Genomic DNA, 24,085 nt, shown 5'->3' on the forward strand with positions numbered 1-24,085 from the left:
ATAGAAAGGAATTCTTATGGCAAACGAACAATTAGGCGAAATCGTCATTGCGCCACGAGTTTTGGAAAAAATCATTGCCATTGCTACGGCAAAGGTGGAGGGCGTTCATTCTTTTGCGAATAAAAGCATGTCAGACAGCCTCTCTATGCGCACGCTGGGACGCGGTGTCGCTCTTCATACTGATGAAAGCGGCGATGTGACCGTTGACATCTACCTGTATCTGGAGTACGGTATCAGTGTGCCAACAGTTGCAGTTGCGATTCAAAAAGCGGTCAAAAGCGCTGTTAATGATATGGCTGAGGTGGAACTGTCAGCGGTGAATATTCACGTTGCAGGCATTGTCCCAGAAAAATCTCCAAAACCAGATTTGAAAGATCTATTTGATGAGGATTTCCTCAATGAGTAAGGTAATTGTAGATTCAAGACGTGATTTACGGGAGAGAGCATTTCAGGCTTTAATGAGCTTGGAATATGATGGAGATACAGTTGAGGCTTGCCGCTTTGCTTATCTACACGATAAGGAAGAAGAGGAGCAAGTTGAACTCCCTGTCTTCTTGCTCAATCTGGTCAATGGCGTCATGCAATCCAAGAGCGAGTTAGATGACAAGATTGGTCGGTATTTGAAGGTTGGCTGGACCCTGGATCGCTTGACTCTAGTAGAAAAAAATATTCTGCGCTTAGGTTTGTATGAACTAGTGGAATATGATGAAACTCCGCAGCTTGTCGCTGTCAACGAAGCGATTGAGTTAGCAAAAAAATTCTCAGATGAAAAATCAAGTAAGTTTATCAATGGAATTTTGAGTCAATTTATTACTGAAGAATGAAGATTGGGGCGCCTGCCTCAGTCTTTTTTACTTTTTGCCAGTTGTAGTTGCAGACAAACTGTAGAAAAGCTTCCGTTATAGAGGTCTATGGCTGGAACAGCCTATCTTGCTATATGTTAACGGCAACCTAGGTCTCGGCTGGCCACTTTTGCTATAGTTTTGTGGCAACCTAGACCTCGGTTGGCCGTTTTCCTATAGTTTCATGGCAACCTAGACCTCGGCTGGTCGCTTTTTCTATAGTTTCGTGGGAACTTAGAGCTCGGCTGGTAATTTTTGCTATAGTTTCATGGTAATCTAGGTCAAGGACACTCTTTTCATATATGTTTATAGGAGAAATCGCTCTTCGGTCAACCTGTCGTCAAAAGTAAGTGTCAGATGAGGGGAAAATTTTGTGTCTTTTCCTTTTGAAGGAGAGGAGGAAGAATTAGCAAGAGGATATATTTTTTGGGGATAAATTGAAATAAAAAGTACAACCTTTTTAAAACTTTATCTCTAAGTGCTTTAAATGCTGTCTTGTGACTCAGGCATTTTCTGGGACGATGATTAATAGCCAGTAGGTATCATTAAGCGATTTTTCAGTAATTGTTGCCAAATCAGTTTTCTTCAGGAAACCCTCACGAAGAAGACTATTGGCGATCGAGAAAAAGGTGTTTGACAGTATTACTTAAATGATGATCTATTTCAAGCTTTCTCTTTCGCCCACAATGTGATTTTGCAAGTTTATAAGCTGCTTGTGCTTTGTTGGGAGTTTAGTATGACGTTTCCATTCCCGACTAATGCTGGAAGGATGACGATGAAGTAATTTTCCGATTTGAGAAAAATTCAGTCCTTTTGTACGGTAAATCAGAATAGTTTCGCGTTCATCTATGGTAAAATGGTGGTAGCTCATAAGATTTCCTTTCGTAACTAGTTGGCTCAATTCTATTTTACTAGAAAATCTTATGAGTTTTTATTGTGCACTTATAATGTATATTCAAGAGTTAAAACTTCAAATGATACTTGCTTATCCTTTGAAAGGAATCTGAAATCATACATAAAGTTTTGGAATAAAAAATGATATCTGAAAACCTTTACATTTCAATAGATAATCTGTATAATAAATACAGAAAACGTTTGCATACGTATTTTCTATAGGAAAAAATAAAGGAGTTTTTTTATTTATGAAAAGAAACTATCATCTACAGTCTCGGACGAGTGAAAAGCGTCATTATTTTGGGATTCGTCGCTTAAAAGTCGGAGTAGCATCTGTCGTAATTGCATCTAGCTTCCTTTTTGGAGGTGCCCAGTTAGCCAAAGCGGATGAAACAAACGCTGCGACTAGTCCTGCAACGGAAGCAGTATCAGCTGCTAATTCGGAAGCTTTGCCTAAGCCAGCAGGTGAAGCAAAAGCCGAGGAAGTGGATAGTTCAGCTAAAAAAGAAAGTTCAGAACAGGGAAGCTTAGGGCAAGCTGCTTTAGCAGAGGCGGTGCCAAGTCAATCTCCTGAAAATACAGAGGTACAGGAGTTGAAAGGAGCTAGTGCAGCTCCAGAAGCAGCTGGGCAGGAAGCAACGGAAGCTGCAGTGTCTAGTGAAAAAGACAAACAAGAGGTTGTTAGTCAGCCACTTGCTTCGGAAGCTTCTGCAAAAGCTACTATTGAAGAAGGTCATATTCGTTTCCATTTCAAAACCTTACCATCGCAGAATCTGGATAGCTTAGGTCTGTGGACTTGGGATGATGTTGAAACACCTTCTAGTCAAAAGGGAGGCTGGCCGACTGGAGCGACCAGCTTTGCAACAGCCAAAAAAGATGATTATGGCTATTACCTTGATGTCAAGATGGCTGAAAAACGAAGCAAGATTAGTCTCTTAATCAACAATACGGCAGGCCAAAACATTACAGGTGATAAGACAGTTGAGCTGCTGAGCCCTCAGATGAATGAGGTTTGGTTTGATAAAGACTATAATCCTCATACCTCCGAGCCTTTGAAAGAAGGAATGCTTCGGATCAACTATTATCGCACAGATGGTCAGTATGATAAGAAATCCCTCTGGCTCTGGGGAGATGTGCAACATCCAGGTCAAAATTGGCCTGACGGCGTGGACTTTGAGAAAACTGGGAAATACGGTCGCTATGTTGATGTTCCCTTGAAAGAGGCTGCAAAGATGATTGGTTTCTTGCTTTTAGATGAAAGCAAGTCCGGCGACGATGTAAAGATTCAAAATCAGGATTATAATTTTGCAAATTTGGGTAAGACCAGCCAGATTTTCTTGCGTGATGCGGATCCAACGGTTTATACCAATCCTTACTTTGTCAATGATATCCGCATGACAGGAGCCCAGCATGTTAGCTTGACAGAGATTGAGGCGACTTTCTCTACCTTAGAAAATGCTAAAAAAGAAGATATTCTGAAAAATCTAAAAATTACCAATAAGGATGGCGGAGAAGTCGCTGTTAAAGATGTGGTTCTGGATCCTAAGAATAAAAGCGCAAAGTTAATCGGTGATTTTAACCAAGCTCAGTCCCCTTACCTTATCAAATATGGCAATGATCAATTCAAAACCAGCATGAATTGGCAACTGAAGGACAGTATTTACAAGTATGATGGCGAATTGGGCGCGCGTGTTTCTCAAGCGGGCAAACAAGTAGATGTAACCTTCTGGTCACCAAGTGCGGACCAAGTTGATTTGGTGGTCTATGACAAGGAAGATCAGAACAAGGTCGTTGGGCGTCTGGCTATGCAGAAAGGTGAATCTGGAACATGGACCAGCAGTTTGACACCTCAGAGCGGTCTAGGAATTTCTGACTATCGTGGGTACTTCTATCATTATGAAATTACTCGCGGCGGCAAAAAAGTTCTTGTGCTGGATCCCTATGCCAAGTCTTTAGCTGCTTGGAACAGTGAAGATGCGGATAAGGGGGATGCCTACAAGATTGCCAAGGCAGCCTTTGTAGATCCAAGTGAATATGGACCAAAAGACCTGACCTATGCCAATATTCCGAACTTTAAGAAGCGGGAAGATGCTTTGATTTACGAGGCACATGTCCGTGATTTTACTTCAGATCCAGCTATTTCAAAGGATTTGAAATCTCAGTTTGGAACCTTCTCAGCTTTCATTGAGAAATTGGATTATTTAAAAGAACTAGGAGTGACCCACGTTCAGCTCTTGCCAGTTCTGAGTTACTACTTTGTAAATGAGCTGAAAAATGCTGAGCGCATGGACAAGTATGCTTCCAGCAACAGCAACTACAACTGGGGCTATGACCCGCAAAACTACTTCTCACTGACGGGCATGTACTCCAGCGCGCCGACAGACCCAGCCAAGCGCATTGAGGAATTCAAAAATCTTGTCAATGAAATTCATAAGCGTGGTATGGGCGTTATCATGGATGTGGTCTATAATCATACGGCCAAGACATCTATCTTTGAAGATTTAGAGCCAAATTACTACCACTTTATGGATGCGGATGGGACGCCGAGAACTAGCTTTGGTGGCGGCCGCTTGGGGACTACCCACTATATGAGCAGACGGGTCTTGGTAGATTCGATCAAGTACCTGACAGAGCAGTACAAGATAGATGGTTTCCGCTTTGATATGATGGGGGACCATGACGCAGAGTCCATCCAAAAAGCCTTTGAAGAAGCTAAAAAGCTCAATCCAAACCTCATTATGCTGGGTGAGGGCTGGAAGACTTATGCAGGTGATGAAAATAAAGCTGTCCAGCCTGCTGACCAGTCTTGGATGAAGTCAACAGACACAGTAGCTGTCTTCTCAGATGACATTCGTAATACCTTGAAATCTGGTTACCCTAATGAAGGAACGCCAGCCTTTATCACTGGCGGTAAACGAAATGTAGAAAATGTCTTCAAAAACATCAAGGCGCAGCCAACTAATTTTGAGGCAGATAGCCCAGGGGATGTGATCCAATACATTGCGGCCCATGATAATCTGACCCTCTTTGATATCATTGCCCAGTCAATCAAGAAAGATCCGGCAGTCGCTGCTAATAATCAAGAGATTCATCGCCGTCTGCGCCTAGGAAATCTGATGATGCTGACTTCGCAAGGAACTCCATTTATCCACTCTGGTCAAGAATACGGCCGGACCAAGCAATTCCGCGATCCTGCCTATAAATATCCTGTTTCCGAAGACAAGGTTCCAAACAAAGCGCATTTGTTGACCAATGAGGACGGCACGCCGTTTGATTACCCCTATTTCATTCATGATTCCTATGATTCAAGTGACGCGGTCAATCATTTTGATTGGGCCAAGGCGACTGATTCGGAGAAATTCCCTGAAAATGCCAAGAGCCGTGCCTATATGAAGGGCTTGATTAGTCTGCGGAAATCAACGGACGCCTTCACTCGCAGTTCCAAAGCAGAAGTGGATCAAAATGTGACTCTCATTACCCAGCCTGGCAAGGATGGCGTTGAGAAAGAAGATCTTGTTCTCGGCTACCAAGTGGTTGCTTCAAATGGCGATATTTATGCTGTCTTTGTCAATGCAGACAAGAAGGCACGAAGCTTCAACTTTGGTGAAGCCTACAAACATCTAGCAGGCGCAGAGGTTGTGGCTGATGGCAATACCGCAGGAGTCACAGCTATTTCGAATCCAGCTGGTGTCACTAGAAACAGTAATGGCTTGACTCTAGCTCCGCTGACAGCGACAATTTTTCGGATTAAAAAGGCGAATCCTGCTCAAGAAGAAAAACCTCAAGACACCGCTAAAGACATTCAACAAGAACAGTCTGCTGCTTCAGCTAAAAATAGCACCCAAGCTTTATCATCAAACGGACAAAAAACTCTTGCTGCAGGGGTCTCAGAGGTAAAAGAAGCGACCGGTCAGGCCGAAAAAACTTTGCCAAAAACTGGCACAAGAGCTTCTCTATTGGCAGTTCTAGGTGGCTTCCTGATATTCTTAGCCGGCCTGCTAACTTTTAGAAAGAGACAGTAACCATTGACTCTGCAGTACAATGCTTCCTTGTGTAGCTTTGTGAGAAATCACTGTTTCGAATGAACGATAGATAAAGAAAGACGACTTCTATTTTGGAAGTCGTCTTTTTTCAGTAATACGGGCTTGCGTCGCTATATAAAGTTTACACGCTTTTGCCCGGAAGTAGGCTGATTGGCAGGAAGTAGCCAGTTGAGGGTACTTCCTGATTATTAATTTTTTTCAGCAGTAAATCTACTGAGAGTTTGGCAATATCCTTCAAGGGCTGTTTAATCGTAGCCAGTTGAGGATAATAATTTTCAACAAAATAGGTTCCGTCGTAGCCGATGATTTTTAAATCTTCAGGAATCTGTATGTTCAGTTCCTGAGCGACTTTCATCACCAAAATGGCTGTCAAATCATCTGAAGCAAAGATTGCATCCGGCTTGTTGTGGGTCAGAATGTGCTTGATTTCCATTTCTTTGCGGACGGGTGAGAAGTCACTGGAAACATTGATGATAGCAGCATCTGGCAGGACAGAGGCAAAGCCAGCATGGCGCAGGCCTGTTGGTGAGTTGGAGTTATCATTGCCAGTAATCATGATAATATTCTGAGCGCCTGCTTTGACCAGAGTCTGAGCAGCTAGTACCCCACCAGCGTAATTGTCCGAGGACACCACCGGAATATCGGGTGAAAGGTTGCGGTCAAAAGAAATGATGGGGGCTGTTACGCGATTGTAGTCTTCGATTCCTAGGTTGTGGCTGCCGGAAATGATGCCGTCCACCTGATTGGCTTCTAACATCTCAATGTATTCGCGCTCCTTATCGGAATCATGCTCGCTGTTGCAGATAATGGTTTTATACCCCTGCTTAAAGAGCTCGTGTTCCAGCTTGTCAATCAGCTCAGCATAGAAAATGTGACTAATATTCGGGAAAATAAGTCCAATCAGCTTGGCGGACTTGCCCTGAAGACTGCGCGCCAGATTGTTAGGTTTGTAGGCCAACTCCCGCATAGCCTCCTCGACCCGAGAGATAGTTTTGCTGGATAAGTAACCTTTTCTATTGATAACGCGGGAAACGGTTGTGGGGCTGACCCCTGCCAGTTTTGCTACATCAGTTAGTTTTGCGACCATAATCTAATTCATAGTAAGCACCGGTCGGATTGCCCTTGGTGATGGCAATGCCTGTCTGGTCTTCAGCTGGGAAGACGCGACCGGAAAATACTTTCTCTCCTTTATTGATAAAAATTTCAAAGATGGATTTGTCAATAAAGACATTGACAGTTGTATCTTTGGTGTCAAGGCTGGTGCTGCGGCTGCTTCCGAAGTCTAGGGCATATTGTTCCCCTGCCTGACTGCGGTCGACGGTCACTTGCCCAGCCTTGAGATCGAATTTGATGGTTAAACCCTTGCCGTCCTTATCTGCAAAGAGGACGATTTCATGTTCGGTGTCTGCAGCGAGATTCAGCTCTAGCTCGTAGCTATTCTTGCTCTTATCCAGCGCAGTGAAAGGTTGAGCTTCCGCTCGTAAATTCTTGATGGCTGCGACTGGGTATTGATAAAGTTTGCCATCTTTTAAAGTTAATTCTTTTACTAGTGAGAAGGTTCCCTGATGGTCAAAGCGGTCAGACGGGTATTCCACATCTGGCAGACCTAGCCAGCTGACAGCAAAAGCTCGGCCGTCAGGAGCATTGAAAGCCTGAGTCGCGTAGCACTCAAAGCCATGATCCAGATTCTGAATCGGGCTTGGATTGAGCATTTTTGCTTGTTTTGTGTCAAACGATTGACCTATCTTATACATGTTTGGATAAATATTATCATAGTCCAGAACGTCCTTGGACAGGCCTTGCGGGCAATAGAGCAGGACTGGCTGGTCATTAATGAAGACCAGATTAGGGCACTCCATCATGTAGGCCGTCTTGTCATTATCAAAGTCCAAGTCACCAAGGGTTTCCCAGTTGGTGTAGTCATTGTCCACAGCCTTGTAGAGCTTGACATAGCCTTGCTTATCCAGATTTTGTCCGCCGACAATAGCATAGAACTGTCCCTTATAATTAAAAATCTGTGGATCGCGGAAGTGATCGGTTGCTTCTGCCGGTTGCTCAATCAAGACTTTATCAATCTTCTCGATTTTCCCTTCTTTATCCAGCAATGCTCCGATTTGATAAGGGTGGCGCACCCAATTTTCGTCACGAACATTTCCAGTATAAAAAAGGAAAAGCTTGTCATCAAACTGCATAGCAGAACCAGAGTAGGCACCATGGCTATCCAGTTTCGTATCTGGCAGCACTCGCACACCAGTTTCTGTGAAATGCACTAAATCATCACTTTCAAGCTGTACCCAGCATTTTAGCCCGTGGGCTGCTCCAAAGGGAAAGTTTTGGTAGAAGACAATCCACTTGCCGTCAAAATATGAAAAGCCATTTGGATCATTCAGAAGCCCAGTTGTGGGCTCCACATGATAGGTGGCCCGCCAAGGAGATTTAGCGATATTGTCATTAATCTGTTGCAGTTCTTCTGCAGTCCAATCTTCGTAACGTCTGTAGCGTTTTTCAGTAGTCCAAGCCAATCTTTTGTCCTCCAATTATTTTTCTTACTTCTATAGTAAACGTTTTCCGCTCAAAAATCAACCTTTAACATTAAAAAAAAATAAATTTCTGTAAAACGCTTGACATATTTTAAAGTTGTGATAAAATAATATTTGTAAAGGCGGTAAAATCGCTTTCAAAAAGTTTTACAATATTTTATAAGGAGATGTTTGCAAATGAATAATACTGAAATTGCAAAAAAAGTCATCGAAGCCTTGGGCGGACGTGAGAATGTCAACAGTGTAGCTCACTGTGCGACTCGTTTGCGTGTCATGGTAAAAGATGAAGAGAAGATCGACAAGGATACAGTCGAGAATCTGGAAAAAGTTCAGGGAGCCTTCTTTAACTCAGGTCAATACCAAATCATTTTTGGTACTGGTACGGTTAACAAAATTTATGAAGAAGTTGTAGCGCTTGGCTTGCCAACGTCATCAAAAGCTGAAATGAAAGCTGAAGCTGCCAAGCAAGGGAATTGGTTCCAACGCGCTATCCGTACCTTTGGTGATGTCTTCGTACCCATCATTCCAGTTATCGTAGCGACTGGTCTCTTCATGGGGGTTCGTGGACTGTTAACTGCGCTTGGTATGACACTCCCAGAAGATGTAACCACCTATACTCAAATCTTGACTGATACAGCCTTCATTATTCTCCCAGGTCTGGTAGTTTGGTCAACCTTCCGCGTATTCGGTGGAAATCCAGCAGTTGGTATCGTTCTTGGTATGATGCTCGTTTCAGGTTCACTTCCAAATGCTTGGGCTGTTGCTTCTGGTGGTGAAGTGACTGCAATGCAGTTCTTCGGTTTCATTCCGGTTGTCGGATTGCAAGGTTCTGTTCTGCCGGCCTTCATTATCGGGGTTGTCGGAGCTAAGTTTGAAAAAATGGTCCGCAAAGTTGTTCCAGATGTTCTTGATCTCTTGGTCACACCATTTGTAACCCTTTTAGTGATGTCTATTCTTGGACTTTTTGTCATCGGACCAGTCTTCCACGTTGTTGAAAACTACATCCTTATTGGTACAAAAGCTATCCTTGGTTTGCCATTCGGTCTAGGTGGTTTACTTATCGGGGGAGTTCACCAATTGATCGTCGTATCAGGTGTTCACCACATCTTCAACTTGCTTGAAGTTCAATTGCTTGCTGCTGACCATGCCAACCCATTCAACGCTATCATCACAGCAGCTATGACAGCTCAAGGTGCTGCGACTGTAGCCGTTGGTGTCAAAACTAAAAATCCTAAATTGAAAACTCTTGCTTTCCCAGCTGCTCTTTCTGCCTTCCTTGGTATTACTGAGCCTGCTATCTTCGGGGTTAACTTGCGTTACCGCAAACCATTCTTCCTTTCATTGATTGCTGGTGCCATCGGTGGTGGCTTGGCTTCTATCCTTGGGCTTGCTGGTACTGGTAATGGTATCACCATTATCCCAGGTACAATGCTTTACATCGGTAATGGACAACTTGTTCAATACATCCTGATGGTCGCTGTATCATTTGCCCTTGGTTTTGCCCTTACTTATATGTTTGGTTACGAAGATGAAGAAACTGTAACTGAAAAAGCTGAAACTGAAAAATTAGTTGAAGAAGAAACAACTGGCAATATCCCAGCAGCTCTTCAAGATGAAACAATCATTTCTCCAGTCGTTGGTCAAGCTGTGGCTTTGGCTGATGTCAATGACCCTGTCTTTGCAAGTGGAGCGATGGGACAAGGGATTGCGATTAAACCAACTGAAGGTGTTGTTTATGCCCCAGCTGATGCAGAAGTGACGATTGCTTTTGCCACCGGTCATGCCTATGGTTTGAAGACTGCTAATGGTGCTGAAATCCTTATCCACGTCGGAATTGACACAGTGTCTATGAATGGCGAAGGATTTGACCAAAAAGTGTCTCAAGGTTCTACAGTCAAAGCTGGCGATGTTCTTGGAACTTTTGATTCAGCTAAAATCGCGGCAGCTGGTCTGGATGACACAACTATGGTCATCGTGACCAATACAGCTGACTACGCTTCTGTGATGCCAGTTGCGACAGGTGCAGTAGCCAAAGGCGATGCGATTATTGAAGTGAAAGCCTAGTCTTACTTATCAAAAATCAGCAAAAGAAAACGAACAAATGTCATGTTTGTTCGTTTTTTCTTGAGTGTTAAGATTTACAGAGGAAAATCTAAAATATAGAGCAATTTTCAATCTGGAAATATGCTATAATAAAGTATAAACAATACAAGAGGTGTTGAAATGACAAAATTGTACGGAAGTTTAGAAGCTGGCGGGACGAAATTTGTTTGTGCTGTGGGCGATGAAAATTTCAATGTTGTAGAAAAAACACAGTTTCCTACAACCACGCCGATTGAGACACTGGATAAAACGATTGCCTTTTTCTCTCGTTTTGACAATCTAGCGGGTCTGGCAGTCGGTTCTTTTGGTCCTATTGATATTGACCCTAATTCTGAAACTTATGGCTACATTACGACGACTCCAAAACCACATTGGGCGAATGCGGACATCGTAGGAGCACTTCGTCGTGCTTTGAATGTACCAATTTACTTTACGACAGATGTTAATAGCTCTGCTTATGGTGAAGTTGTAGCTCGCAACAATGCTGGCGGCCGCATTGAAAATCTGGTTTATTATACGATCGGAACAGGAATTGGCGCTGGCGCCATTCAGCGTGGTGAATTTGTCGGCGGAACGGGTCACCCTGAGATGGGACACTATTATGTAGCCAAGCACCCGATGGATGAAGAAAAAGGCTTTAATGGCGTTTGTCCTTTCCACAATGGCTGTTTGGAAGGTTTGGCGGCTGGCCCTAGCTTAGAGGCGCGGACAGGTGTACGGGGTGAAAATATTGAGCTCAATAACTCTGTCTGGGATATTCAAGCCTATTATATTGCGCAGGCAGCTATTCAAGCGACGGTGACGTTCCGTCCAGATGTCATTGTCTTTGGTGGCGGTGTTATGGCGCAGCAACATATGCTAGACCGCGTTCGTGAGAAATTTACAGTTCTCCTGAATGACTATCTCCCTGTTCCAGATGTGCGGGATTACCTTGTCACACCAGCTGTAGCGGGAAATGGCTCTGCTACATTGGGGAATTTTGTCCTAGCAAAAGAAGTCAGCGAACGCCACGCAAAATAGGTAAAACAAGAGGTCTGAAATGTCAGGCCTCTTCTATCTGAGGTGAAATATGCAAAAAGCGATTGTCAAGGATATTTTCTTTTTACAGCAAAAATCAGTCCCTGCCACGAAAGCTGATCTATTCTTGGTTCAGGATTTGCAGGATACCTTGTTGGCTCATAGAGAGTCTTGTGTCGGTCTTACGGCCAACATGATCGGTGTTCAAAAGCGAGTGATTATTTTTATGTATGGCATGCTGCCCATGGTCATGTTTAATCCTATTCTCATCCAGAAATCAGGGCTTTACCAGACGGAAGAAGGCTGTCTGTCTTTGACTGGAAGTCGGTCAACCATTCGTTATCAGAAAATCACGATCGAATATCTGGATCAGAATTGGCTAAAGAAGACTATCACTTTAGAGGATTTTCCAGCGCAAATCTGCCAGCACGAATTGGATCATTTGGAAGGAATTTTGATTTGATAAGGAAAGAAATTCAGCTGTTCTGAGGCTGAATTTTTTTATCACAAAAATGGTTCTCATAGAAACTTTTTTCTTGACATCTATCTTTTTTGTGATAAAATAGTTCTCATGAAAACCAATTAGTTCTCTCGAGAACTAATATAGAAAGGAAGTTTGAATGGAAAAGCCGTTATTAGAAATGAAACACTTTGGCCGGCGAATGCAGCTGATGGTAGAAAAGCTTGCCAAAGACCAAGGTATTGAGTTCATGGCTGGGCCACAGGGGCAAGTTTTGCGTATTGTTGCCTGTCGTACGGAAGAGGGGAAGGACACTCTTATCAAGGATATTGAGCAGGAGTTGGATATTTCCAAGTCGGTGGCCAGCAACCTAATGAAAAGGATGGAGAAGAATGGCTTTATCCAGTTGGAAATGAGCAAGACAGACAAGCGGGCTAAATATATCCGTCTCACTCCGCAGTCTCAGGAGAACATGAGGAAGATTCGTGACTTTTTTGATGAAATGGACCGTCGTCTTTTGGAGGGGATTTCTGAGCAGGAATTACTGATTTTTTCTCAAGTGCTGACTAAATTTTATCAAAATATCGAAAGTCTAGAAAATGGAGGAAAAGATGTTTAAGTTATTTAAACGGCTGACGGCAAGGGAAGTGGGCATGATTCTACTCAGTGTACTCTTCACTTGCCTGACAGTATATCTAGAATTAGAGGTTCCGACCTATATTTCGGCGATTACGGAGCTGCTGCAGACGCAGGGAACGGCTTTAGCGGATTTGTGGGAACCTGGGCTGAAAATGGTTGGCTTGTCCTTTGCCAGCTTTTTGTCTGCTACTGTAGTTGGATTTTTTGCAGCTCGTCTAGCTGCCAGTTTTACGCAGAGTCTGCGGAGCGATATTTTCAACCGTGTGCTGGATTATTCACAGACGGAGATTAAGAAATTTTCAATCCCTAGTCTGCTGACTCGGACGACGAATGACATTACCCAGATACAGACCTTAATTACCATGGGGCTGCAGGTGGTGACCAGGGGACCGATTATGGCGATTTGGGCTATGACTAAGATTATCGGCAAGTCAGAGAGTTGGCTGATGGCGGTTCTCATTGCCGTTATAGTCAATATCCTGATGACAGCAGTCTTGATGACACTTGCCTTTCCCAAGCAGTCGGTTGCACAGCGTTTAGTTGATAAGCTAAACAGTATCACTAGAGAGAGTTTGACGGGAATTCGCGTAGTCCGGGCCTACAATGCTGAAGATTATCAAGATGAGAAGTTTGCGGCAGCTAACGATCAAGTAACCCGACTGAATCTCTTCATCAGCCGCTTGATGGCTATGATGAATCCTGTTATGATGGGGATTTCCAGTGGTTTGACTCTGGCGATTTACTGGATTGGTGCTTATTTGATTCAGGAGGCTGGGCTGCAGGAACGTCTGTCGCTCTTCAGTGACATGGTCGTCTTTATGTCCTATGCTATGCAGATTGTGATTGGATTCTTGCTCATGGGGGCCCTCTTCATCGTCTTGCCTCGGACCATTGTATCCGCTGGCCGGATTAATGAAGTGCTGGGTCTGCAGTCATCTATCGTAAGTCCGGAACAGCCTAAGGCAGCAGCGGATAGCAAGGGAGAAGTGGTCTTTCGCGATGTGTCCTTCCGCTATTCCAAGAATTCAGAAGCGGTCATTGAGCATGTTAGCTTTACAGCGCAGGCTGGTGACACTGTAGCCTTTATCGGCTCGACTGGTTCAGGAAAGTCTACGCTGGTCAATCTCATTCCTCGATTCTATGATGTGACAGAAGGAGATATTCTGGTAGATGGTGTCAATGTTCAGGATTACCAGCTAGAAGACTTGCATAATAAGGTCGGCTATATCCCGCAGAAGGCGGTGCTTTTCTCTGGCGATATTGAGAGCAATCTGGACTTCGGTCAAAGCAAAGAAAGCCCGCTGGATGACAAGAAAATGTGGGAAGCTCTTGACCTAGCTCAGGCCAATCCATTTGTCCAAGAAAAGGAAAAAGGTTTGAAGTCCAAAGTAGCTCAAAGCGGAACCAACTTTTCTGGTGGGCAGCGTCAGCGTTTGGCGATTGCTAGAGCCTTGGCTCGCAAGCCAGAAATCCTCATCTTTGACGATTCCTTCTCAGCCCTAGACTATAAGACAGACCGCATTTTGCGCAAGGAACTGGCCGAGCGGACACAGGATATGACCAAGCTAATCGTGGCACAGCGGATCTCTACCATCATGGATGCGGATCAAATCTTGGTCTTGGATGCTGGTAAGGTGGTTGGTCAAGGTACCCACCGAGAGCTTTTGGCAAATAACGCGGTCTATCAAGAAATTGCCTACTCACAACTATCCAAGGAGGAATTAGAAAATGGAAAATAAGAAGTCTTCATTATTTAGCCAGATGCAGCCTTATCTCAAAGGCTTCCAGCTTCCTCTTGCTTTGGCATTTGTGGGAGCTGTCTTGTCAAACATTATTACGGTTTATGGACCAAATAAACTAAAGGAAATTACCAATCTTATCTCAGAGGGTCTGGGCAGCAGCATTGATTTAAAAGCTGTGTCAGAGATTGCCCTTCTGCTGACGGTACTCTATGCAGCTGGAGCTTTGCTAAACTATGGGCAGTCTTTTATCATTAGTTCGGTGATTCAGTATTTCTCCAAGCGGCTGCGGACGGCCATTGCGGAGAAGATTAATAAACTGCCGCTGGGCTATTTCGATGGTCATTCTCAGGGAGATACTCTGTCGCGCGTGACCAATGATGTGGATACGGTCGGCCAGTCTCTTAACCAGAGTTTAGGAAGTGTTATTTCTTCTAGCCTGCTCTTAGTGGCTGTGGTCTTGACCATGTTCTTCATGAACTGGATCTTGGCCTTGGTAACGATCATTGCTAGTCTGTTGGGCTTTGTCTTTGTTGGTCTGATTATGGGCAAGTCTCAAGGGTATTTCACTGCCCAGCAAAACAATCTAGCCGCTGTTAACGGCTATGTAGAAGAGATGTACTCCGGTCATAATGTCGTTATTAGCTACAATGCTATCGAGCAGTCAAAGGAGCGCTTTGCGGTCCTTAATCACAATCTCTATAATAGTATTTGGAAATCTCAATTTATCTCAGGAATCATGATGCCGCTCATGATTTTCACAGGAAACTTTGCCTATGTGCTGGTTATTTTGGTCGGTGCGGCTCTGGCAATTGATGGTTCCATCAGTATCGGGGTTATCGTAGCCTTCATGGTCTATGTGCGGACTTTCTCTCAGCCTCTGTCACAGATTGCCCAAGGAATCACTGTCTTGCAACAGGCTGGTGCAGCTATGGGACGGGTCTTTGAGTTCCTGGATGAGGCAGAAATGGAAGCTGATGACCATAAGGAGCGCCAGCTGGAGACGGTTAAGGGAGACGTGGCTTTTGAAGAGGTCTTCTTTGGCTACAAGCCAGACCAGACCATTATTCATGATTTCTCAGCTCAGGCCAAGGCTGGACAGAAGATTGCTATTGTCGGACCGACTGGTGCTGGTAAGACGACCATCGTTAATCTGCTGATGAAGTTCTATGAAATTGACAAAGGACGCATCACCATTGATGGAATAGATATTAAGAATATGAAACGTTCCGAGGTTCACGATGCCTTTTCAATGGTCTTGCAGGATACCTGGCTCTTTGAGGGGACTATCCGAGAGAACTTGATTTATAATCAGGAGCATGTCACGGATGAAGCGGTCATTGCAGCAGCCAAAGCAGTCGGAGTTCATCACTTTATTCAAACCTTGCCAAAGGGTTATGACACGGTGCTGGATGATACGGTCAGTCTGTCTGTCGGTCAGAAGCAGTTGCTGACAATCGCTCGTGCTCTACTGAAAGACGCACCGCTCTTGATATTGGATGAAGCAACTTCATCTGTGGATACGCGGACGGAGGAGCTGATCCAAAAGGCTATGGACAAACTCATGGAAGGACGGACTTCCTTTGTCATCGCCCACCGCCTATCCACTATCCGCAATGCAGACCTCATCTTGGTTATGCGCGATGGAAATATCATCGAGCAGGGCAATCATGATGAACTCATGGAGCAGCATGGCTTCTATGCAGACCTTTACAACAGTCAGTTTGAGGAAGGCGAAGTAGCTTAAATTTAGCAATGAAATAGTCTACTATAGAATGGCACGGCTTAGGTTGTGCTTTTTCTGTAACTAGTGCATCGGTCGCTTCATTGGAAATTTAACAGTTAGATTTTGTGGTATTTTATTTAAGCAACATTTACAGTTTTATAAAAATATGATAAAATAGTTATAAATTTTAGTATATCTTAGGGAGGAAATCATGAAAAAATTTTTTAACTATCTTGTCATCTCTTTAGCTGTAGTTCTGCTGGTGGCATGTGCTCCTAAAAAAACGGGTGGGAACGGTGTCTCTGGTAATAATCATGTTGAAGTGAAAATTAAGGATGGTACTTATGTATTGCCCAAAGATGAGTCTTCGGATTCTAAGTATCTAGCTTTGAATGTTGAAATTAAAAATAAGAGTAATAAACAATTATATATCAGTGATAATGACATCACTCTTTATAATTCTGATGATGAAAAAATTAGTTCGATCAATGTCTATGATTCTAGTGACAAGTTCAAAACAATGTCTTATGAAAAGGTTGCTAAGGATAAGAGCGTCAGTGGTTATGTAGTATTTGAAGTAAATCCAAAGGATACTTACGAACTTCATTATTCTCCTCTGTACACAGATATTGGCAAGAAAGAGCCAGAAGAAGTCACCATCAAAGTTGATGCTAAAAAGTATGCGGATAATGTGGATAAAATGGAAGACTTGGCTAAAGAATATGTAGAAAAAGTCTTCTTGAGTGGAGACGCTTCAGGAAAAGCAGAAAATGTGAGTTCGAAGCAGTCCGATCAAGCGGTTGTGACAACCTTGACAACAAAAAATGATGACAAGAAAAAAGAAGGCAAAGCTGATCAATTTGTTCTAGGAGGAGACTTGGAGAAAGATCGAGCTAATTTCATGACAAGCTTTACCAAAGAGTTTGGGGAAGAATTCTCTTACTACACGCCATCAGAAGCTGAATTGCGGACATTTGCTGAAGCATACACTAAAATGAATGCGAAACGTGCAAAAGTAACTTACCAAGTGTCTTCTTTCTTGCCAGAAAGTGCGATAGTTTACGTTAGACCAGAAACGATTGGCTTAGAAAACATTCGGACTTACGACTTGGTCTCTAAATTTGTTAATGAGCATCGAGCAGAATATTCTGATTACAACGATGCATATAAGGCAGCAGAGAAATATATTTTAGAGCAAGCGCCTAGTCAGTTTGACAGTATTCCTTTGGTTACACCTAAGTATATGGAATCTGAAGGTTATGAGCTGAAATTCACGAAAAAAGATGGCAAATGGGTTGTCGATAGCTCAGATGATTATGGGTATAAATACCTTGTCCGCTCCTTCAGTGGAAGTCTGTATTAATGCTCAAAGGAAAGTAAATTCGTCTTATTATTAACCGCGGTGGGTTGGTGAGAAGCGAGAATCTAGAGAGGACCTGCTGGGTCTTCTCTTTTTAGATGTTTAAAGTTCAGCAAATGTCTGTTTTAAATTTGTCGACATTGCGAAATCCAAAAGCATTCGGCTTGAGGACTTTCATGAGAATATTGGTTAGCGTTAAAATGGGGAAATCTGGAGTGTTGTTCCTCTTCTTTTGGGCTTTGATGAAGTTTTAAAAATAGGATTTTACGATTGGAGCTTATCGGGAAGTACGCCAAAGAATTTTTCATCCTGCTTCTCTTAAAAATGGGTGAGCAGGAGTTGGTACAGTTGCTAGTGCTTTTTGAATTTTCCAAAGTAGCTGAGCAACTGTTGACCATTGCGCATGCGCTGTTAAAAAATGAGCTGCTCTTGATTTTGGACGAGGTGACTTCTTCGGTGGATACGCGGACAGAGGAGTTGATTCAAAAAGCTATGGACAAACTCATGGAAGGCCAGACTTTCTTTGTCGCTGATCACCGCTGACCACTATTCGCAATGCGGACCTGATCTTGGTCGTGCGCGATGGGCATATCATTGAGTAGGGCAACCATGACTAGCACATGGCGGTTTATAGCTTCTATGCTGACCTTTACAAGAGTCGGTTTGAGGAAAAGCAAGAAGCAAGCTAAAATATAAAAATTGAACTCTAGCAATTTGAATGGTTGGAACTCTGTTTTTAGTATGGTATAGTAGATAGTAGAAATGGAGAAGCTCATGGAAATAGAGGTTTTAATGATGGCTTTTGACAAGAGTCGTATACCCCTGCTGGTCTAGAGCAAGATTCCAGAGCAAATGTTTGAAAAGTATGAAGGATAAGATGAAAGATTATCGTGTTTTCTATCAAAAGCTGACAGCTCCCTTGCGGCGACGTCCCAGCTTACTCAAAGTTTTGATTTGTTTTAACCGATTGATGACCCTGCTCATGCCCTTGGTTTATGCTGGAGTGCTATTCAATGCCTATCTGGTTGGAACCTGGCGAGGGTTGCTGCTTTATCTCTTGCTACCGGCGGCGGGGTTTATTGTTTTGTCGCTGGTTCGTCAGCGTATCAACCAGCCTCGGCCTTATGAGAGCTGGGACTTCAGTCCCTTACTGGCTAAGGATGTGTCTGGGGAATCCATGCCCAGCCGTCATGTTTTTTCCTCTACGATTATTGCCATGTCAGCCTTGTCACTATCTCCTTGGTTTGGTTTCATATTGCTGTTTTTGACGGCGCTTTTAGCACTGGTTCGAGTGCTTGGTGGAGTTCACTATCCTAAGGATGTCCTGGTCGGCTATGCCTGCGGGCTTTTAGTTGGCAGCCTTCTATATCTTTTTTGAAGATGTCATTTTTCCTATTTTGCTACATCAAAGTTGCGTGGTGTAGCTTTTGATTTGTCCAATTTCACTTATATCTTCTTTCGATTGATTTTTCTGGAGTATGATGTAAGAAAATGCTTTTTCTCAGAAAAGTGATATAATGAGAGGAGAATAAGGGGGTAAGTGTATGGCAAAAACAAGATTATACCTAATCCGTCACGGCAAAACGATGTTTAATACAATCGGGCGAGCTCAGGGCTGGAGCGATACTCCGTTGACAGCAGAAGGCGAACGCGGTATCCGTGAATTGGGGATTGGTTTGCGTAAAGCGGGTATTGATTTTAAACTAGCTAGATCCAGTGATTCAGGTCGGACGATTCAAACAATGGGGATTATCCTGGAAGAGCTGGGCTTGACTGGAAAGATTCCTTATAGGTTTGACAAGCGCATCCGCGAGTGGTGCTTTGGCAGCTTTGACGGGGGATATGACGGTGAGCTCTTTATGGGAGTCATGCCTCGGGTCTTTAATGTCGAGCATGTTCACCAGCTCAGCTATGCCGAATTGGCTGAAGGTTTGGTTGAGGTGGATACAGCTGGTTGGGCAGAAAACTGGGAAAAACTCAGCAGCCGCATTTGGGAAGGCTTCTCAGCTATTGCTGAAGAGCTGGAGGCTTCTGGTGGTGGCAATGCTTTGGTTGTTAGCCATGGAATGACCATCGGAACCTTCGTCTATTTGATAAACAGAAGCCGCCCTCATGGACTTGATAATGGTTCTGTGACCATAGTGGATTATGAAGACGGGAAATTCAGTGTTGCTTGTGTTGGAGATATGTCCTACCGTGAAGTTGGAAAAGAGGAGCTGGAGGCAGAAGCTTGAAAAGAGGTCACCATGCTAAGAAAAACTTTTCTTTGTATCGACTGATAAACTGGGTCTTGTTTTTAGGGCTTGGGCTTGGATTGCTAGTTGCTTTGTGGCTATTTCAAGGGCAGGATCAACATGTCCAAAAACCTGCTGATGAAAATCTTGAGGTCTTGGAGTCGAATTTACCCAATGTTTCAGTTGATGACTGGGAATTGATACTGGTCAATCGTAGCCACCTTCAGGAAGATGCGCCCCCTCAATTGACTCAAATTGATGATATTCAGGTAGACAGCCGTATTGCTGAAAATACCAGAAAATTCTTGGCCGCAGCACAGAAAATTGCATCGGGAGAAACTTTGATTTCGGGCTATCGAAGTCGAGCGGAGCAGGCAGAAATTTATGAAGAAGCCCTAGCCTTGGCAGAGGAAGAGGGGCTTTCTCGACAAGAAGCGGAACAAGAGGTGCAAAAACGAATTCAGATTCCTGGCGCCAGCGAACATCAGACAGGCTTGGCTATTGATATGAGTGAGCCAGAAGGTCAGGAAGATGAAGTGGCCGATAAGATTGCGGAAATTGCTCCCAGATATGGCTTTATTCTACGCTATCCTGAGGGGAAAAGCGATATTACTGGAGTGGATTTTGAGAATTGGCACTATCGCTATGTCGGCGTAAAATCTGCTCAATACATGCAAAAGCATCATTTAGTCTTAGAAGAATACCTAGCTCTTTTAGAAGCTGTAGATAAGTGAGTTTTTTCTGGACTAATTTATAGATAAAAAATCAGCTTGCTCGTTTGAGCAGCTGATTTTTAACTTTTTTATTTTAAACCAGACCTTGGGCGATCATGGCGTTGGCTACATTTTCAAAGGCTGCAATATTGGCACCAGCAAGATAGTCCTTGCCAAGTCCATAAGTTTCAGCAGTAGTTTTAGCTGTATTGAAGATGTTGGTCATGATGTCTTTGAGACGGCCGTCAACTTCTTCGCGAGTCCAAGATAGGCGCAGGCTATTTTGGCTCATTTCTAGAGCGGATACAGCTACACCACCAGCATTGGCAGCTTTAGCAGGACCATAAAGGATTCCGTTTTCTTTGTAAACTTTGATAGCATCAAGGTCGCTCGGCATGTTAGCACCTTCAGAAACGACTTTAACTCCTTGGGCAACCAAACGTTTCGCCGCTTCCCCATCGATTTCATTTTGAGTGGCACATGGAAGAGCGATGTCGTAGTTACCAGCGTAAGTCCAGACAGAACCTTCATAGTAAGTAGCAGTAGCTTTTTCAGCAGCGTATTCTGTCAAGCGAGCACGGCGGTTATTCTTCACATCTGCTAGGAGGTCGAAGTCGATACCATTTTCATCAATAACATAACCATTTGAGTCAGACACAGAGATAACGGTAGCACCAAGTTCAGTTGCTTTTTGCAGAGCGTATTGAGCAACGTTACCTGAGCCAGAAATAACCACTTTTTTACCAGCAAAGCTGTTACCGTTAGCTTTGAGCATTTCTTCAGTGTAGTAAACCAAACCATAGCCAGTAGCTTCTGGGCGAATCAAGCTACCACCAAATCCAAGAGGTTTACCAGTCAGGACACCCGCATCAAATTGGTTAAGACGTTTGTATTGCCCGTAAAGGTAACCAATCTCACGTCCACCAACACCGATATCGCCGGCTGGGACGTCAAGTGATGGTCCGATGTATTTTTGCAATTCAGTCATGAAGCTTTGGCAGAAGCGCATGACTTCGGCATCAGTCTTTCCTTTAGGATCGAAGTCTGATCCACCTTTACCTCCACCGATTGGAAGTCCAGTCAAAACATTTTTAAAGATTTGTTCGAATCCGAGGAATTTCAAGATCCCTTGGTTTACAGTTGGGTGGAAACGCAGACCGCCTTTATAAGGACCAACTGCTGAGTTGAATTGCACGCGATAACCACGGTTAACTTGTACTTTACCTTCGCGGTCCACCCAAGGAACACGGAAGCTAATCACACGTTCAGGCTCAGTGATACGGGCCAAGATATTTTCTTCGATGTATTCAGGATGCTTTTCAAAGACTGGCTCAAGCGTACTGAGAAACTCTTCAACGGCTTGGAGGAATTCTGCCTCGTGTCCGTTGCGGGCTTTTACAGTTTCAAAAGTGCTTTGTATATATTCTTTAGCAGTTGTCATGGTGATTCTCCTTTGAAAGATTGTATTCTTACGGGGTCAATTATAGCAGAGATTTTCCCGCTTGTAAAGAAAAAAGTTGAATTTTCTGAAAATTCCCACGATATTTTTTCTGAAATATTCTTAAAAATTAGGGAGGTAAATACCGAACATTTTAGTAGAAAAATGGGATAAACTCTTTATAGGAGGAACTTTAATGATATAATAGAAGAAAACTAAGGAATATGAGGTCAAAATGATGACGACAACCAAGACACAAATTGCGGGTTTTGAATTTGATAACTGTCTTATGAACGCAGCAGGAGTGGCCTGTATGACAGTCGAAGAGTTAGAAGAAGTTAAAAACTCTGCTGCAGGAACTTTTGTGACCAAGACGGCGACATTGGACTTCCGTCAGGGCAACCCAGAGCCTCGCTATCAGGATGTTCCCCTAGGCTCCATCAATTCTATGGGGCTGCCCAACAATGGTTTAGACTACTATCTGGACTACCTGCTGGAGCTACAGGAAAGCGAGCCAGATCGGACCTTTTTCCTCTCGCTGGTTGGCATGTCGCCAGATGAGACTCATACTATTCTCAAAAAAGTTCAGGCAAGTGATTTTAAAGGGATTACCGAGCTCAATCTCTCCTGCCCTAATGTCCCTGGCAAGCCACAGATTGCTTATGATTTTGAAACAACGGAAAAGATTTTGTCAGAGGTTTTTGCTTATTTCACCAAACCGCTAGGTATCAAGCTGCCTCCTTACTTTGACATCGTGCATTTTGACCAAGCTGCTGCGATTTTCAACAAATATCCGCTCAAGTTTGTCAATTGTGTCAACTCGATCGGAAATGGTCTTTATATAGAAGATGAGTCAGTGGTTATTCGTCCGAAAAATGGTTTTGGCGGTATTGGCGGCCAGTATATCAAACCGACGGCTCTGGCTAATGTCCATGCCTTTTACCAACGCCTGAAACCAGAAATCCAAATCATTGGTACCGGTGGTGTCTTGACTGGGCGCGATGCCTTTGAGCATATCCTCTGTGGTGCCAGCATGGTGCAGGTAGGAACGACCCTTCATAAGGAAGGTGTGGCGGCCTTTGAGCGCATCACTGAAGAACTCAAGGCGATTATGGAAGAAAAAGGCTATGAAAGTCTGGACGATTTCCGAGGGAAACTGAAATATATTGAAGACTAAATTGTCAAAGCAAGCATGTTATTGGGTGGGATGAGTTTATTTTCCTGCCCTTTTCTTATGATTTCTAGGAATCTCCTAATCAAAATTCTATAAAAGTTCACTATTTTATGAGAAAATAGACACAAAGAAATGAGGTGTTTTTATGGCAGAAATTTATCTAGCAGGCGGTTGTTTCTGGGGCTTAGAAGAATATTTTTCTCGGATTGAGGGTGTTGAGGAGACGACAGTAGGCTATGCCAATGGCCAAGTGGAATCCACTAATTATCAACTGATACACCAGACCGACCATGCGGAAACGGTGCAAGTAGCCTATGATGAAAAGCGGCTTAGTCTGCGGGAGCTCCTGCTCTATTATTTCCGGGTTATTGATCCTCTGTCAGTCAACAAGCAGGGAAATGATGTGGGACGCCAGTATCGGACTGGCGTTTACTACGTCCGTGAAGCGGATCGGTCCATTATCGAGCAGGTTTTTGCGGAGCAGGAGGAGCAGCTTGGACAAAAGTTAGCTGTAGAGTTAGAACCTCTGAAGCATTATATCTTAGCTGAGGACTACCATCAGAACTATCTCAAGAAAAATCCGACTGGCTATTGCCACATCAATGTCAATGATGTTACACAGCCTTTGGTGGATGTTGGTCGCTATCCCAAACTTAGCCAGCAGCAGCTGAAAGACAAGCTGACCGAAGAGCAGTATCAGGTGACCCAGCAGAGTGCGACGGAGCACCCCTTCCAGAATGCCTACAATGCTACTTTTGACGCAGGAATCTATGTTGATGTGACAACTGGGGAGCCACTCTTTTTTGCGGCTGACAAGTTTGAGTCAGGATGCGGCTGGCCTAGCTTCGCTCGTCCTCTTGCCAAGGATGTCGTCAGGTACTATGAAGATAAGAGCCACGGTATGGAGCGGATTGAGGTGCGTAGCCGTTCTGGTAATGCCCATCTAGGCCATGTCTTTGCCGATGGGCCTCAGGAATTGGGTGGCCTGCGTTACTGCATCAACTCAGCAGCTCTGCGATTTATCCCAAAAGAGCAAATGGAAAAAGAGGGCTATGGCTATCTGCTCACATATATGAAATAAAAGGCTTTTAAGGCCTTTTTTGTGAAAATTGACAAAATTTTTTAGATAAGGGATCATGTACATACGAAAAAAGGGAGAGAAA

General features: G+C 43.7%; 18 protein-coding genes and 3 pseudogenes. 16 read left to right on the forward strand and 5 right to left on the reverse strand.

The window, feature by feature from the left end; genetic code table 11:
* The first annotated feature begins 16 nt into the window (after positions 1–16).
* Positions 17–406: an Asp23/Gls24 family envelope stress response protein gene (locus tag AC5FEC_RS02845; RefSeq protein ID WP_037617879.1), complete on the forward strand. Its 390-nt coding sequence runs from the start codon at positions 17–19 to the stop codon at positions 404–406.
* Complete coding sequence (gene nusB / locus AC5FEC_RS02850; protein WP_493661229.1) at positions 399–824, forward strand: transcription antitermination factor NusB; 426 nt, start codon at positions 399–401, stop codon at positions 822–824. Before AC5FEC_RS02845 ends, nusB begins: the two co-directional genes overlap by 8 nt.
* 485 nt (positions 825–1,309) lie before the next feature.
* Here the strand turns inward: nusB and AC5FEC_RS02855 are convergent.
* Positions 1,310–1,458, reverse strand: a pseudogene (locus AC5FEC_RS02855) (IS30 family transposase); the annotation flags it as partial.
* Positions 1,454–1,713 (reverse strand): annotated as a pseudogene (locus AC5FEC_RS02860) (helix-turn-helix domain-containing protein); the annotation flags it as partial. The pseudogenes AC5FEC_RS02860 and AC5FEC_RS02855, both read right to left, overlap by 5 nt.
* Positions 1,714–1,984: 271 nt before the next feature.
* Here AC5FEC_RS02860 and AC5FEC_RS02865 point away from each other — a divergent pair.
* Positions 1,985–5,758 carry a pullulanase gene (locus tag AC5FEC_RS02865; RefSeq protein ID WP_493661230.1) on the forward strand — a complete coding sequence of 1,258 codons (3,774 nt, stop codon included), beginning with the start codon at positions 1,985–1,987 and terminating at the stop codon, positions 5,756–5,758.
* A 142-nt stretch (positions 5,759–5,900) separates the two neighbouring features.
* On the opposite strand, the gene AC5FEC_RS02870 is transcribed toward AC5FEC_RS02865, so the two are convergent.
* Positions 5,901–6,866 (reverse strand): LacI family DNA-binding transcriptional regulator, encoded by a 966-nt coding sequence (locus AC5FEC_RS02870; protein WP_037617884.1) that lies wholly within the window; start codon positions 6,864–6,866, stop codon positions 5,901–5,903.
* On the reverse strand, positions 6,847–8,301 hold the full coding sequence (locus AC5FEC_RS02875; protein WP_493661231.1) for a sucrose-6-phosphate hydrolase: 1,455 nt from the start codon (positions 8,299–8,301) through the stop codon (positions 6,847–6,849). Before AC5FEC_RS02875 ends, AC5FEC_RS02870 begins: the two co-directional genes overlap by 20 nt.
* Positions 8,302–8,496: 195 nt before the next feature.
* On the opposite strand from AC5FEC_RS02875, the gene AC5FEC_RS02880 reads away from it, so the two are divergent.
* From AC5FEC_RS02880 to AC5FEC_RS02930, 11 genes and pseudogenes are all read left to right on the forward strand, one after another.
* Positions 8,497–10,383 carry a sucrose-specific PTS transporter subunit IIBC gene (locus AC5FEC_RS02880; protein ID WP_493661232.1) on the forward strand — a complete coding sequence of 629 codons (1,887 nt, stop codon included), beginning with the start codon at positions 8,497–8,499 and terminating at the stop codon, positions 10,381–10,383.
* Positions 10,384–10,542: 159 nt separating this feature from the next.
* A complete protein-coding gene (gene scrK / locus AC5FEC_RS02885; RefSeq protein ID WP_493661233.1) occupies positions 10,543–11,442 on the forward strand; it encodes a fructokinase ScrK in 900 nt (299 codons plus the stop codon).
* A gap of 49 nt (positions 11,443–11,491) precedes the next feature.
* The gene (locus AC5FEC_RS02890; protein WP_493661234.1) at positions 11,492–11,902 is read left to right on the forward strand and encodes a peptide deformylase; all 411 of its coding nucleotides are present in this window, start codon (positions 11,492–11,494) and stop codon (positions 11,900–11,902) included.
* 157 nt (positions 11,903–12,059) lie between these two features.
* Positions 12,060–12,518 (forward strand): MarR family winged helix-turn-helix transcriptional regulator, encoded by a 459-nt coding sequence (locus AC5FEC_RS02895; RefSeq protein WP_037617894.1) that lies wholly within the window; start codon positions 12,060–12,062, stop codon positions 12,516–12,518.
* Complete coding sequence (locus tag AC5FEC_RS02900; protein WP_493661235.1) at positions 12,511–14,277, forward strand: ABC transporter ATP-binding protein; 1,767 nt, start codon at positions 12,511–12,513, stop codon at positions 14,275–14,277. Before AC5FEC_RS02895 ends, AC5FEC_RS02900 begins: the two co-directional genes overlap by 8 nt.
* A complete protein-coding gene (locus AC5FEC_RS02905; protein WP_493661236.1) occupies positions 14,267–16,024 on the forward strand; it encodes an ABC transporter ATP-binding protein in 1,758 nt (585 codons plus the stop codon). The genes AC5FEC_RS02900 and AC5FEC_RS02905 overlap by 11 nt, the downstream gene beginning before the upstream one ends.
* Before the next feature lie 190 nt (positions 16,025–16,214).
* Entirely contained in the window at positions 16,215–17,366 is a 1,152-nt protein-coding gene (locus tag AC5FEC_RS02910) for a DUF4352 domain-containing protein (protein ID WP_493661237.1), read from the forward strand.
* Positions 17,367–17,744: 378 nt separating this feature from the next.
* A pseudogene (locus AC5FEC_RS02915) lies at positions 17,745–18,052 on the forward strand (P-loop NTPase family protein); the annotation flags it as partial.
* A gap of 188 nt (positions 18,053–18,240) precedes the next feature.
* The gene (locus AC5FEC_RS02920; protein ID WP_148880502.1) at positions 18,241–18,741 is read left to right on the forward strand and encodes a phosphatase PAP2 family protein; all 501 of its coding nucleotides are present in this window, start codon (positions 18,241–18,243) and stop codon (positions 18,739–18,741) included.
* Positions 18,742–18,907: 166 nt separating this feature from the next.
* Positions 18,908–19,597: a histidine phosphatase family protein gene (locus tag AC5FEC_RS02925; protein WP_037617905.1), complete on the forward strand. Its 690-nt coding sequence runs from the start codon at positions 18,908–18,910 to the stop codon at positions 19,595–19,597.
* Positions 19,594–20,331 (forward strand): M15 family metallopeptidase, encoded by a 738-nt coding sequence (locus tag AC5FEC_RS02930; protein ID WP_493661238.1) that lies wholly within the window; start codon positions 19,594–19,596, stop codon positions 20,329–20,331. Before AC5FEC_RS02925 ends, AC5FEC_RS02930 begins: the two co-directional genes overlap by 4 nt.
* Before the next feature lie 73 nt (positions 20,332–20,404).
* On the opposite strand, the gene gdhA is transcribed toward AC5FEC_RS02930, so the two are convergent.
* Positions 20,405–21,751 carry an NADP-specific glutamate dehydrogenase gene (gene gdhA, locus AC5FEC_RS02935; RefSeq protein ID WP_493661239.1) on the reverse strand — a complete coding sequence of 449 codons (1,347 nt, stop codon included), beginning with the start codon at positions 21,749–21,751 and terminating at the stop codon, positions 20,405–20,407.
* A gap of 235 nt (positions 21,752–21,986) precedes the next feature.
* Here gdhA and AC5FEC_RS02940 point away from each other — a divergent pair, with 235 nt between their 5' ends.
* Together AC5FEC_RS02940 and msrB are read left to right on the forward strand one after the other, a co-directional pair.
* On the forward strand, positions 21,987–22,925 hold the full coding sequence (locus tag AC5FEC_RS02940) for a dihydroorotate oxidase (RefSeq protein ID WP_493661256.1): 939 nt from the start codon (positions 21,987–21,989) through the stop codon (positions 22,923–22,925).
* Between the two features lie 142 nt (positions 22,926–23,067).
* Positions 23,068–24,003, forward strand: coding sequence for a peptide-methionine (R)-S-oxide reductase MsrB (gene msrB, locus AC5FEC_RS02945; RefSeq protein ID WP_493661240.1), 936 nt, complete (start codon positions 23,068–23,070; stop codon positions 24,001–24,003).
* Positions 24,004–24,085: the final 82 nt, after the last annotated feature.

Source organism: Streptococcus sp. STC1396, from assembly GCF_058933875.1.

Coding starts and splice junctions, on each gene's coding strand:
- AC5FEC_RS02910 (WP_493661237.1), top strand. CDS start 16,215: ATGAAAAAATTTTTTAACTATCTTGTCATCTCTTTAGCTGTAGTTCTG.
- msrB (WP_493661240.1), top strand. CDS start 23,068: ATGGCAGAAATTTATCTAGCAGGCGGTTGTTTCTGGGGCTTAGAAGAA.
- AC5FEC_RS02900 (WP_493661235.1), top strand. CDS start 12,511: ATGTTTAAGTTATTTAAACGGCTGACGGCAAGGGAAGTGGGCATGATT.
- AC5FEC_RS02880 (WP_493661232.1), top strand. CDS start 8,497: ATGAATAATACTGAAATTGCAAAAAAAGTCATCGAAGCCTTGGGCGGA.
- AC5FEC_RS02940 (WP_493661256.1), top strand. CDS start 21,987: ATGACGACAACCAAGACACAAATTGCGGGTTTTGAATTTGATAACTGT.
- scrK (WP_493661233.1), top strand. CDS start 10,543: ATGACAAAATTGTACGGAAGTTTAGAAGCTGGCGGGACGAAATTTGTT.
- AC5FEC_RS02925 (WP_037617905.1), top strand. CDS start 18,908: ATGGCAAAAACAAGATTATACCTAATCCGTCACGGCAAAACGATGTTT.
- nusB (WP_493661229.1), top strand. CDS start 399: ATGAGTAAGGTAATTGTAGATTCAAGACGTGATTTACGGGAGAGAGCA.
- AC5FEC_RS02870 (WP_037617884.1), bottom strand. CDS start 6,866: ATGGTCGCAAAACTAACTGATGTAGCAAAACTGGCAGGGGTCAGCCCC.
- AC5FEC_RS02865 (WP_493661230.1), top strand. CDS start 1,985: ATGAAAAGAAACTATCATCTACAGTCTCGGACGAGTGAAAAGCGTCAT.
- AC5FEC_RS02895 (WP_037617894.1), top strand. CDS start 12,060: ATGGAAAAGCCGTTATTAGAAATGAAACACTTTGGCCGGCGAATGCAG.
- AC5FEC_RS02920 (WP_148880502.1), top strand. CDS start 18,241: ATGAAAGATTATCGTGTTTTCTATCAAAAGCTGACAGCTCCCTTGCGG.
- AC5FEC_RS02845 (WP_037617879.1), top strand. CDS start 17: ATGGCAAACGAACAATTAGGCGAAATCGTCATTGCGCCACGAGTTTTG.
- gdhA (WP_493661239.1), bottom strand. CDS start 21,751: ATGACAACTGCTAAAGAATATATACAAAGCACTTTTGAAACTGTAAAA.
- AC5FEC_RS02905 (WP_493661236.1), top strand. CDS start 14,267: ATGGAAAATAAGAAGTCTTCATTATTTAGCCAGATGCAGCCTTATCTC.
- AC5FEC_RS02890 (WP_493661234.1), top strand. CDS start 11,492: ATGCAAAAAGCGATTGTCAAGGATATTTTCTTTTTACAGCAAAAATCA.